This is a genomic window from Iodobacter violaceini (assembly GCF_011601265.1).
GTDB lineage: Bacteria > Pseudomonadota > Gammaproteobacteria > Burkholderiales > Chitinibacteraceae > Iodobacter > Iodobacter violaceini.
Map to the genome: position 1 here is coordinate 596,060 of NZ_JAAOLX010000001.1, position 12,497 is coordinate 608,556.

10 protein-coding genes are annotated in these 12,497 nt (G+C 49.5%); 6 read left to right on the forward strand and 4 right to left on the reverse strand.

Features of this window, described 5'->3' with window-relative positions; all coding sequences use genetic code 11:
* The first annotated feature begins 296 nt into the window (after positions 1–296).
* Positions 297–1,403, forward strand: a complete 1,107-nt coding sequence (locus HA050_RS02640; protein WP_166821650.1) for an HD-GYP domain-containing protein — start codon at positions 297–299, stop codon at positions 1,401–1,403.
* Positions 1,404–1,563: 160 nt separating this feature from the next.
* Here HA050_RS02640 and HA050_RS02645 read toward each other — a convergent pair whose 3' ends face one another.
* Positions 1,564–2,487, reverse strand: a complete 924-nt coding sequence (locus HA050_RS02645) for a LysR family transcriptional regulator (protein WP_166821653.1) — start codon at positions 2,485–2,487, stop codon at positions 1,564–1,566.
* 122 nt (positions 2,488–2,609) lie between these two features.
* Here HA050_RS02645 and HA050_RS02650 point away from each other — a divergent pair, with 122 nt between their 5' ends.
* The 5 genes from HA050_RS02650 to HA050_RS02670 all read left to right on the forward strand — a co-directional run bounded on the left by HA050_RS02650 (position 2,610) and on the right by HA050_RS02670 (position 9,011).
* The gene (locus HA050_RS02650) at positions 2,610–3,548 is read left to right on the forward strand and encodes an NADP-dependent oxidoreductase (RefSeq protein ID WP_166821656.1); all 939 of its coding nucleotides are present in this window, start codon (positions 2,610–2,612) and stop codon (positions 3,546–3,548) included.
* A 246-nt stretch (positions 3,549–3,794) separates the two neighbouring features.
* Positions 3,795–4,571, forward strand: a complete 777-nt coding sequence (locus HA050_RS02655; protein WP_166821658.1) for a substrate-binding periplasmic protein — start codon at positions 3,795–3,797, stop codon at positions 4,569–4,571.
* A 70-nt stretch (positions 4,572–4,641) separates the two neighbouring features.
* Positions 4,642–5,346, forward strand: a complete 705-nt coding sequence (locus tag HA050_RS02660) for a substrate-binding periplasmic protein (RefSeq protein ID WP_205836259.1) — start codon at positions 4,642–4,644, stop codon at positions 5,344–5,346.
* A gap of 210 nt (positions 5,347–5,556) precedes the next feature.
* Entirely contained in the window at positions 5,557–7,851 is a 2,295-nt protein-coding gene (locus tag HA050_RS02665) for a GAF domain-containing sensor histidine kinase (RefSeq protein WP_166821664.1), read from the forward strand.
* A gap of 164 nt (positions 7,852–8,015) precedes the next feature.
* On the forward strand, positions 8,016–9,011 hold the full coding sequence (locus HA050_RS02670; protein WP_166821667.1) for a GGDEF domain-containing response regulator: 996 nt from the start codon (positions 8,016–8,018) through the stop codon (positions 9,009–9,011).
* A 116-nt stretch (positions 9,012–9,127) separates the two neighbouring features.
* Here HA050_RS02670 and gntU read toward each other — a convergent pair whose 3' ends face one another.
* The 3 genes from gntU to HA050_RS02685 form a co-directional block, all read right to left on the reverse strand.
* Positions 9,128–10,465: a gluconate transporter gene (gene gntU / locus HA050_RS02675; RefSeq protein ID WP_166821670.1), complete on the reverse strand. Its 1,338-nt coding sequence runs from the start codon at positions 10,463–10,465 to the stop codon at positions 9,128–9,130.
* A gap of 6 nt (positions 10,466–10,471) precedes the next feature.
* Complete coding sequence (gene gntK, locus HA050_RS02680; protein WP_115225641.1) at positions 10,472–11,014, reverse strand: gluconokinase; 543 nt, start codon at positions 11,012–11,014, stop codon at positions 10,472–10,474.
* 345 nt (positions 11,015–11,359) lie between these two features.
* Positions 11,360–12,361 carry a substrate-binding domain-containing protein gene (locus HA050_RS02685; RefSeq protein WP_166821673.1) on the reverse strand — a complete coding sequence of 334 codons (1,002 nt, stop codon included), beginning with the start codon at positions 12,359–12,361 and terminating at the stop codon, positions 11,360–11,362.
* Positions 12,362–12,497 lie beyond the last annotated feature (136 nt).

Sequence of the window (12,497 nt, forward strand, 5' to 3'; positions counted from 1 at the left end):
GCCATTGTACCCGCTACGGGCAAAAAAAAACGCCACCGGGCCGGTGGCGTAAATACATACAGAGGAGAGAGATGAAACAACATCGAATTCGATTCAATGTTCACATTACGTTTCAGCAGCCATCATTCTAATTTCAGAGAATAATTGCGTCGTTGCATAAATTACATTATATGCGGCGAATATTACCCAACAAAGACAAGCTATTACTGCCACTCCGCGCATTTAATCTGAAAATTGAATATCTTCTGCAGCCAGCACGACTTATGCTTAAACCAAATCCATCTGAAGGTGTCCCTATGAACTACGACAGCTTACTCACACCGAAAATTCACGATATCAATACTTTCCAGGATTTTCGGGAAAGCCTTGCAGATCATGCGCCAAGAATCGAGCAGATTATTGCTGAGCTGAAGCGTGATCCCGGCAAGATGATTTTAATTTCTGATTTATTCCGTGCGTTTCACAATATAAAAGGCGATGCCGGGCTGTGCCGCGTAGAGTTTGTTGTGCCCTTGGTGCACGGCATAGAAACCCTGCTTTCCAGAATGCGGGCGGGCGAGCTGCAGCTCACCGAAGTCTTATCTGAAGTTTTGCTGCTAACTTTAGACAGGCTTGAGCAAGCGGTTGAATCGCTCAGCAATAATTCATCGGCCAGCAGCCTGCATTTGCCAACTTTAGCCCGTGGCCTTGACGGGCTTTCCACCTTGCAGGCTGAAGAGCTTGATCCTGCCTGTTCCCGGCTGATCGAAGCCGTGACCGGTTTTAAACATGCCGCAGTGACATTGCCAGACCGTACCCGTGCCGAAGTAGAACGCTCAAATGAAGAACGCAGCCAGGATTTACGATTTTTTCGCAATATGGCGCTGCAACTGGAAATGCGCTCACCACTGTTTCGTGGCCGTACCGCACGCAATTTACAACTGGCCTTAGCCACAAATAAAGCCGCTGGCGGCGTGGTATCCAGCACCCAGCTTGAAGCGGCCGTCTATATGCACGATATCGGCATGATGTTTTTGCCCGAATCGCTCTGGCTGAAAGTAGAAAGAATGTCCGATACCGAGCGGGCACAATTAGTTGATCACCCAGCCTGGGCTGCAGGCCTCTTAGCCAGAATGGATGGCTGGCAAGACGCTTCCACCATGTGTTTGCAGCACCACGAAAGCATTGAAGGTAACGGTTACCCCAATAAACTCAGTGGCAACGATATTGTGCCGGGCGCCAAGATTCTGGCGCTGGTAGATGCCTTTGAAGCCGTCATGCTTAAACACAGCCATCGCGGCCAGAACAAATCAGTGCTGCGGGCCATTGCCGAAGTCAACGCGTCTGATCAGCAGTTTGATCCGGATTGGATTGAGCCATTTAACCGGGTGATCCGCACCATGATGGAAAACGGCGGCTTATAAGAAGCGCCCTGGGCTGCATGCTGCTGCGCCCCCTCAAAAACCTCAAACCAGCAGACACACAGCCCCGTAAGAACACAGAGAAAAACCGGACATAATCAGGGCTTTTCTGTGTGCTTTGTGCCTGCAGATCTTTTTGCTGAGGGAATGACTCATTTCATTTTCATAACCGGGGCGTTGCCAGTCTGGGGGCGAATTCCTGAATGATAAACTCAACAAAGGCGGCGGCTTTAGCCGGCAGCCACTCTCGTGCCGGATAAACGGCATAGACTGGTAATCCGGCGGCCAGCTGGTAATCGGGCAGCAGCGGCAACAATTGGCCGCTGGCAAGTGGTAATGAGAGTAAAGCACGGTCAATCAATAATATGCCCAACCCATTAATGGCCGCATCAACCAGGGCGCAGGCATCATTCATCGCCAAAGCCCCCTTCACCCGCACCTGCTCCTCGCCTTTGGGCCCGGTAAACGTCCACAGATTCATCGCACGCAGGCCATTCTGGTAAAAAAGGCAGGCGTGCCCGGCAAGATCTGCAGGTGTTTGTGGAGCGCCGTACTTTGCCAGATAGCCAGGGCTGGCTACCAGCTGCCACTGCAATTCACCCAGCTTACGCGCCACCAGGGATGAATCAGGCAAATGCCCCACCCGTATGGCGATATCAACTTGCTCGGTGGTTAAATCCACAAAGCGGTCTTCCAGCTGCAAGAGTAAATCCACTTCCGGATAACGCTGGTTAAATATGGGCAGCAAAGGGACTAAATGCACCCTGGCTAAAGACGAAGAACAGCTTACTTTCAGCCGCCCGCGCACGTTTTGCCGGTAATCCTCGGTAATGGCATCCACATTTTCCAAAGCCGCAGCAATGGTTTGCGCCTCCTGCCATACCCGCTCGCCTAATTCGGTGAGAGCTAACTTGCGGGTTGTTCTTTGCAGTAGCTTTGCGCCAAGTTGTGCTTCAAACCGTGCCAGTTGCTTACTCACCGACGAGCGATTCAGGCCCAGCTCCTGTGCCGCCCCCGTCAGGCTGCCATGGCGTACTACGCAGGAAAACAAAACGAGGCCAGGCAAGGTATCCAGAGAAAGTGGCATGAATGATTCCTTCGACCTATTGTTGCAAATTTGGCAACAATGTAATGCTTTTGTCAGTACTAATCAATCCAGCGGTTCACCGCTAAACTGACCTCATTCACTTACCCGCCGGAAGAATAAAAATGAAAGCAAACATGCAAGCCATTCGCCAGTACCGCTACGGCCAGCGTGATGTATTACAACTGGAAAACGCGCCTATACCTCAAATCGCCGCTGATGATGTACTGATTAAAGTATATGCAGCGGGGGTTAATCCGGTGGATTGGAAAATCCGTGAAGGCTATTTGCAATCCATGCTGGCTTATGAAATGCCGCTCACTTTAGGCTGGGATGTGGCAGGTGAAATTGTTGCCCTGGGCGAGCAAGTCACAGGCTGGCAGATCGGCGATGCCGTTTATTCCCGCCCTGATATTGCCCGTAATGGCGCTTATGCAGAGTTTGTTGCTGTCAGAGCCAGTGAAATTGCCAAAAAACCACAAAGCCTGGATTGGCAACAAGCCGCCGCCGTGCCTTTAGCTGCGCTGACTGCATGGCAAGCACTCTTTCAGATTGGCCAATTGCAGGCCGGCGAGAAAGTGCTCATCCATGCTGGTGCCGGTGGTGTGGGGTTGTTCGCCATTCAATTAGCCAAGTGGCGCGGTGCCGAGGTATATACCACCACCTCCGGTAAAAACGCTGAATTGGTCAGCTCACACGGTGCCGATCATGTCATCGATTACACACAAGCCAATTTCGCAGATTTACGCGATCTGGATCTGGTGTTTGATACTTTGGGTGGCGATATTCTGGCCCAAAGCTGGCAAACACTAAAAGCAGGTGGCCGCCTTGTTTCAATTTGTGATCAGCCCGATGCGGCTGCCGCACAAAAACACCAAGTGAGTGCTCATTTTTGCTTTGTACAACCCAACGCAGCTCAGTTAAATGAAATTGCTGCATTGCTGGATGCCGGGCACATCAAAGTAGTGATAGACAGTGTCTTCCCATTAGCCGGGGCTGCCCTCGCCCATGAGCACAGCGAAAGCGGCCGTGCCCGTGGCAAAATTGTGCTGCAAGTTATTTAAAATAGCGGTGAAGGCTGCATATCCAGTGCGATATGCAGCCTTTTTTTGTCCTGCCACCCTGATTTCCCCTTCCCCATCTATGCGCTTACCCCGCCAGCACCCGTTGGCCTGGCGTGAAGCCTGAACAGCCCGGCTGCCGCTGCACAATTGTCCTCTCAGTATTTAACTTACATTCCCCCGTTCAGTGCTGAAGATTGTTTATTTTGCCCGGCATGCCGGATCTATTCTGCTATCAATGTTATTTAAATGACACGCTCTGAACGGCTGAAATTTAAACGCATGAAAACCTTGCCCATTCTGACTTTACTAATTACAAGCTATTCTGCGCTTTGCCTCGCAGAGCGGATTAATGCAGTCACGGAAACAACTTCTTTTTCTTATATTAAAGATGGAAAAGTAGCAGGCCCGGCAACCGAGGTTGTGGAATTAAGCCTTAAAAACGCAGGGCTTACAGATTACAGTATCAGCATTTACCCATGGGCAAGGTCATATGATATGGCCTTAAAAAAAGCCAATGTGCTTATCTACTTAATTGCCCGCACACCTGGCAGAGAAACAAATTTTAAATGGGTAGGCGAGTTATTTAAATCGCAGTGTTTTTTAGTCAGGCTTAAAGAAAGAAGCGACATCAGCATTAAAAAGCTGGAAGATGCTAAACGCTACTCTATTGCTGTAGTCAGAGATGATGCCCGCCAGCAGTATTTGCAGGAAAATGGATTTACCCGCTTAAGCATTTCCGCCCAGCAATCAGACGCATTCAGGCAATTATTAAATCATCAGGTTGATCTGATTGCTTTATTTGAAGGCGATATCGCCACACTCTGCAAACAGCATCAGTTTGATTGTAATCAATTAGACAGCCTGTTTACACTGAATGAGTTAAGCAGCGGGATATACATCGCTTATAGTAAAAAGACATCAGATAAACTGGTTAAACAGACACAAGCCGCTTTTGACAAAATCAAAGCAGAAGGCCATTTAAAAAAAATAATGGAAAAAAATAATTTCAGCGGGCTTAAATAATAAAATGGAGAAAATTTTGCCAGGGCTGCACTATCTTTTTATCTTGTTGCTGATGATAGCGAACGGGGCCATGGCGGGTGCCGAAACAATCCGGATTGTCACAGAGGAGCTCGCCCCTTATAACTACACAGAGAAAGGAGTTTTAACCGGATTCAGCACCGAAATAGTTCAGGCCATTCTTAAAGACATAAAAATTGAGGGTAAATTTCAATCCATGCCATGGGCCAGAGCTTACGAAAGCGCAATCAATAATGAAAACGTACTGATCTATTCAATAGGCCGGACACCGCAAAGAGAAAAATTATTTAAATGGGTTGGGGCTATTGCTCCGGCAAGCAATTACCTTTTTGCATATGCAGGCCATGATATTAAAATCAGGCAGCTGGCAGATGCAAAAAAATATCAGACAGGCAGTGTAAACACCGATATTGGTGAACAGTTTTTAGAATCTCAGGGTTTTGTTAAAGGGAAAAACCTGCAATCCAGTGTGAAATACCAGCTTAATTACGAGAAACTAAAACTTGGGCGTATCGATCTGTGGGTAATGAATGAAATGGCAGCCTATCATTTGGTTCGCCAGTCAGGCGATGACCCGGCAAAAACACTCGTAAAAGTTTATAAACTGGATCTGAGCGAAAATGGCTATTTTTTGGCCTTTGGCCAGAAGACATCAGATAAATTAGTTAACCGGTTCAGGCAGGGCATGGAAAACATTAAAAAAAATGGCACGTTTGATACGATTAAAAAAAAGTGGACTTCAGCAGAGATAAATTAAATTTGTGCAACGCATCTTTATCAACTTTAATAAGCACTTAAATTTCATAAAAAGAAAAGGCTGTTTATTAATCAGCTTTTTCTGATCAATGAACTGGAGACAGTTTAATCAGCCCCAGCTGAATCATTGACTCAACATACAAAACCTTTCAAGCAAACTTATCAAACCATGCCACCTAACACACAATCTGGTCTGTCCCTCGGAAGCCGAATGGTGCTGGCTACGCTGGTGTTTTGTTTTGTCTTTACGCTTGCTGCAGTGGCGGTCAAAACATGGTCTGCATGGCAGATTAATCTGGCTGCGATGCACTCAGAGCTCAATCTGATTGCACAGGTTTATCAGCACACATTAAGTAAAGCTATTTGGGAAATGGACCGGGATGCCCTGCATACACATTTAACCAGCGCCTCTAAAATTGCATCCGTTGGCCAAATTGAAATCACCATCATGCCGGAGCAGCTGGCGGCAGAAACCTTCTCTTTTAACCAGCCCGGCTGGAAAAAATCGAGCATCGCGCCTTCTCAGGAAATTACTTTAAGCTACCAGTCCTTTTTTAATTCACCCAGCCAAAAGGTTGGCAAATTAATTCTTTTGGGGGATGAGCGTGTTCTCTGGTCCCGGCTGCGCAGTGAGGTGGTGGCCATCGTCATTACGCAGATTATCCAGTCCCTGCTGCTTGCCGGTTTTATTATGCTGATTTTTAACCGCTCCGTTACCGTGCATGTGCAGCGGATTGCCCGCCACCTTGCCCAGTTAAGCCCCGCCAATTTAGACCAGCCCCTTGTAATGCCTCGCTCTCCGGCCCGCCAGGATGAGCTTTCCATGCTTGTATCAGGCATTAATCATTTGCAAAACAGTTTGTCTGATTACTTACAGCAAAAGCAGCTGTACGAGCGCGAGCTGGCTGAACACCGCGATCACCTGGCCGACCGGGTATCAGAGCGCACTGCGGAGTTATCTGAGGTTAATAAAGCGCTGGCAAGCTCCGCAGAAACGCTGCGGCAACTAGGCGATATTGGCAGGGAGCTCACCACCAGCCTTAATCCCAATGCCATTTGCCAGGCACTCTATCAGCACCTGCAGGCACTGCTGCCCCTTGATGCCTTTAGCGTGGCCCTGCTTACCCCGGAAGGAGACCGCTTAAACCAGATTTACTATATCGAAGACGGCCAGCTTGCCCCGCCTTATTTTGTGATGCTGGATCATCCGGATTCACTTTCAGTGAAAGCCTTTAAAGGCGAGCATGAGCTGATTATTGCGGATGAATCGCTGATAGAAAAAGCACCTGTTCCAAATGGCATTTGCCCGGTATCTCCTATGCGCTCTGTTGTACTGCGCCCCCTCATTGTAAACAGACAACGCATTGGCGTTGTTTCTATCCGAAGCCATCAGGCCAATGCTTTTCAAAAAAGAGAGCTGGAGCTGCTGCGCTCTATCGCCATCTATGCAGCCATTGCGCTGGCCAATGCAACAGCTTATGCGGCCACTGAAGCATCCAGAGCACAAACGGCGGATGCCCTGGAAAACCTGCGCCAGGCGCAGGGCCAGCTGATTCAATCCGAAAAAATGGCAGCGCTGGGCCAGCTGATTGCGGGCGTGGCGCATGAGATCAATACGCCTATCGGCGCAGTGAAATCCAGCGGCAAAAACATCGCCGACTCGCTCAACCATGCCCTGGAAAACCTGCCTAAGCTTTTTCAGCTTCTGGATCAGCATAATCAGCAGCGCTTTATGCAGCTGATCGGCTACAAACCCCAGCGCATGCTGAGCCCCAGGGAGGAAAGAAACAAAATCCGCCAGCTGCAGCCCCTGCTGGAAACCGCTGGTGTTGCTGATGCCAGGTATATGGCAGGTATTCTGGTGCAATTACATGCTGAAGATACGTTTGCAGACTATTTGCCTTTACTGCATCACCCGGACAGCCCGCTGATCTTTGACACTGCCTACAGTATCGCCAGCATTATCAGCAATACCGACAATATCAATACGGCAGTGGAGCGGGTCAGTAAAATTATTTTTGCCCTTAAATCTTTTTCCCGCTTTGATCATGAGGGCGTGAGCGTTGAGTCTGATTTAAAAGAAGGCATGGAAACCGTCCTCACCATTTATCAGAATCAAATTAAACAAAATATTGAGCTCATCCGTCACTATCAGGATATCGAACCCATTATTTGCTTTCCTGACGAGCTGAATCAGGTGTGGACTAATCTTATCCACAATGCACTGCAAGCCATGCAGTTTTCAGGCGTACTGACCATAGCGATCAGCCGGAAGGGAAATGAAGCCGTTGTTGCCATTTCGGATAACGGCTGCGGCATTGCTGAAAATATCCGCTCCAGAATATTTGATGTTTTTTTCACCACCAAGCCGGCAGGCGAAGGCAGCGGACTTGGCCTTGATATTGTGAAAAAAATCGTCGCAAAACATCAGGGGCGTATCGAAGTAGAGAGTCTGGAAGGGCAAGGCAGCACCTTTTCGGTGTTTATTCCCTATCAGCATCATTAACCAAGCATCTGCTCAGTAGTCGCAAATGCCATGCAAACGGCATCTTTTGAACTACAAAGCAAAAAACACGTAAGTTATTTACCTGTAAAAAGTCAGCAACAACAAGCAAAGACAGGGCTTAAACAAGCCACAAAGCAGCAACACTTGTCATTTGAGACTGCCCCATGACCACCATATTGTGTGTAGACGACGACAGCAATGTATTAAGCGCACTGCGATCTTTGCTTGGCCAGCGTTTGCCACATCATCAGTCTGTTGAAATTGCGGAAAACGGTAATGAAGCGCTCGAAATCATTGCAGAGCTGGCCGAAGATGGCGAAGCCCTGAGTGTCATCATTGCTGATTACATTATGCCCGGCATGAAAGGTGATGAGCTTCTGGTAAAAGTGCACGAGCAACACCCCAAGGCCATCAAAATCATGCTGACCGGCCAAAGCGATTTAAACGGGGTTAAGCGCACAATCAACGAGGCCAATTTATTCCGCTTTTTAGAAAAACCATGGCAAAACGAAGATATTGTTCTTACGGTGCAAGCCGCCATCCGGGCTTACGAGCTGGACGATCAGTTGCAACAGCGTAATCTGGAATTACAGCGCATTAATGAAGAGCTTGAACATATTGTGTGTGAGCGCACACGCCAGCTGGTTGAAAAAAATGAGGAGCTGGCACAACTGGCTATCACAGACCGCTTAACCCATCTCTACAACCGCTTGTTTCTGGATCAGATGCTGGAACGCGAGTTTGCCGCGGTGACACGCCAGCGAAGCTCTTTTTCTCTTATCCTGATCGACATTGATCACTTCAAGCAGGTTAATGATACTTACGGCCATCATGCTGGTGACGACGTGCTCAAAACCATCAGCAAAATACTGAAAGACACGATGCGGGAAAGCGATATCGTCGGCCGTTGGGGCGGAGAAGAATTTCTGGTGCTTTGCCCCGGCACATCCCTGGCCGACACACTGACCGTGGCAGAAAAACTCAGATCTTGCATAGAAGCATATGACTTTGCCAACATCGGAACACGTACTGCCAGCTTTGGCATAGCCTGCTACAAGCCGGGCGACACGATTGCAATGGTTGAAGCCCGCGCCGATAAGGCGCTTTATCTTGCAAAAAATGGCGGAAGAAACAAAGTGGTTTCATGTGAGTCGCTTTAGCTCCTCGCTCTGCCCTGCCTGATTAAACAGAATTTATATTCAAGCGCTCAGGATGCCAGGCATAAAAAAGCCCTGTCTGCATACAAGACAGGGCTTCTTATTACTGCATGCTCACTTTACAGCATGGTAAATGCAGCCATCCCCACCAAGGCACCGGTTGTGCCAAGGATGGTTTCCATCACCGTCCAGGTTTTCAGGGTTTGCAATTCATTCGCCCCGGTAAACTTACCGAATAGCCAGAAACCGGAGTCATTCACATGGCTCAGTACGATTGAACCACCCGCAATACATACCGATAATGCAGCGAGCTGTGCACCTGAATAAGCAGCCAGCTCAATCACCGGCAGCACCAAGCCAACCGTAGTTAAGCAGGCAACAGTAGCCGAGCCCTGAATCACACGCACCATTGCAGCCAATACAAAGCAGGCTACGGCAATTGGCAGGCCTGCACCAATCAGCGCATTACCCAGCGCAGGGCCAACCCCGGAATCCACCAGCACCTGCTTAAACACACCACCCGCACCCGTCACCAGCAGAATAATCCCGGCGGGTTGCAAGGCAGCACTACATACTTCCATCACCTTGTCTTTACTCATGCCACGGCGCAGAGCCAGGCCATAAATTGCGACCAGACATGCCGCCAAGATGGCAATAAAAGGGTGACCAATCAGTTGCAGCCATTGATAAGCTGAGCCTGTCGGGTCAACAAAACGTGCCACGATGGTTTTTAAACCCACCAGAATCAGCGGAAACAGCACCAGCGCCAGACTGAAACCAAAGGAAGGCATCTGGCCCTTACCCAGACTAGGCTCGCTCACATCCGCAGGCAATGCCAGATGCACGTGTTTACTAATGAAATTACCGTACACAGGGCCAGCCAGCAGCATACCAGGAATCGCAGCAGCCAGACCCAGCACAATCATCCAGCCAAAATCGGCTTTCATTTGCGAGGCCAGCAGCATGGCGGTCGGGCCAGGCAACAGGAAAGCTGCAGCAGCAGCCACCCCAGCAAATAGCGGAATCGCCAGCTTCACCACATTGCCACCTGTGCGGCGGGCCACAGCAAACACCACGCCAATCAACAGCACCACCGCCACATCAAAGAACAAAGGCAGGGTGCAAATCAGCCCGGCAATCCCCAGGGCGTAGTTGGCACGGCTCTGGCCAAACATGGCCAATAATTTGACGGCAATCTGATCCAGCGCCCCGGTTTCATGCAGAATTTTGCCGAACATCGCGCCCAGCGCTACCACCACAGCTAAAAAGCCCAGGGTGCCGCCCATGCCCTTTTGCATAGTGTCGGCAATTTTATCCAGCGGCATGCCCGAGCCAATACCTGCAGCAATCGACACCAGCATTAAGGCAACAAAAGCATGTAAACGTGCCTTCATCACCAGGAACAACAACATCAGCACCGAGCCAATCGCGGTGACCAGTAAGGTTAATGTATCCATTGCTGCTTACTCCTGAGCGGTTTTTGCACGGATGTGTTGCACGGCAGCGGCAACCACGTTTTCCAAGCTTTGATCGATATCGATATGCACAACATCTGGCTCATCACTGCCCGGCACTTCGAGTGTGGCAAATTGAGAAACCAGCATTTTTGGCTTTTGAAAATGACCCTGCCGCGCTTTTAAGCGGGATTCGATCAGCTCGAACGTGCCACCCAGATAAATAAAAGAGAGATTAGGGTTCCCTTCGCGCAAAATATCCCGATAAGCTTTTTTCAGTGAAGAACACACAATCACCGAAATAGTCTGAGTACGCTGCATGGCATAAGCAGCGGTGCTTAATGCACCTAACCATGGCGCTCTGTCGTCGTCATTTAAAGGCTGGCCGGAAGCCATTTTGTCGATATTGGCGCGGGGATGCAGAAAATCGCCATCCAGAAATCCACAGTCCAGCGCGCGGGATACCGCACTGCCCACTGCAGACTTACCACTTCCTGAAACACCCATTACAACAAATACTTGGTGTGGTATTACCTGATCGATCTGACTCATTGAATCGACTCCTGTTACATCATCTGGTTATTAATGTTACTGGTAACATTTTGTAGCGACAGTATCTCTCGCAATAAAAAAACTGCCAAGCAATAAATTTGTTGCAGATCAAATGAGAGGTAAAAGGAGAAGGTACAGAAGGGTAAAAACACAGCCATCTGCACAAGTCAGTACACTTGGCCCCCCCTTTTGAAAAAGGGGGGCAAGGAGGAGTTGCAGCACTGAAGTGCGGCCATCAAGGGGCGCAGATACTTATGCCCGCGGTGGTCACCGCTCCAAAATCAACCTGCTGAAGGCACTAAACAAGTTTTTATTTATTTTGCTTAGCGCATATCCCCAAAACCATTACAAACTCTGCCCCAGGAAAATCTCGTAAGACATATCCAATACCCTGTCCGGATACACTTTTCCTTCCATTCTGCCAATTAAACGCTCTGCGGCGACGCGGCCAATGGCTTCACGGGGGGTGATAACGCTGGCGAGTTGCGGCGCGAGGGCATGGCCAATATCCAGCGCGTTAAAACCCGCCACGCTGATTTGCGCTGGCACGCTCAGCCCCATGGCCTGGCAGGCAAGCAATGCACCTGCGGCGATATCATCATTGGTGCAAAACACACCATCCAGACCGGGCGCGGCTTGCAGGGCATTACGTAACAGCTGGCCTCCCAAGGTAAAACTGGAAGGCTGATCGGTATGGATCAAAACAGGGATCAGCCCTGCCTCAGTAACTGCAGCCAAATAACCCGCTTCACGCTGACGGGTACGATGATCCAGACGTGCGGCTAAATAGGCAATCCGCTTTCTTCCTCTGGCAATCATCAGGCCCACGATTTCTTTGGCTGCCGCTGTGTGGTTCAGCCCGACAGCCAGATCAACCGGATGCTCCGGCAGCTCCATCACTTCCATAACGGGGATTGCAGCGGTTTCCAGCATCCGTAAGGTGCGATCGGTATGCTGGGTTTCAGACAAAATCAGCCCGTCTACATTAAAAGACAGCAATTGCGCGATCTGCTGCTCTTCCCGCTCCATGCTATAGCCATAGTGCCCATAGAGCGCATGCAGGCCCGCAGGGCCGCTGACCGATTCAATACCACGCACTACGCTGGAGAAAACCTGATTTGACATCGAAGGCAGCAACACGCCAATCGCACGGCTTTTGGCATTAGCCAGCATATCGGGCACGCGGTTATGGATGTAGCCCAACTCTTCCATCGCCACGGCAATTTTTTTAGCCGTCGCCTCAGCCACCTGCTGTGGCTCCCGCAAATAGCGGCTGACCGTCATTTTGGACGCACCCACTTTATCCGCCACATCCTGCAAAGTGGGGCGGCGTGCTTTGTGATTCATTGGATTCCTTGTGTCTTCAGAGTGCGGGGATCACCCACGGCAGCTATATTACTAGCTGATGTAACGCAACGGAAACCCAAATCTTGAAGCAGTAAGGCCACAGAGAACACGTAGTTTCACGCAGAAACTACACTCA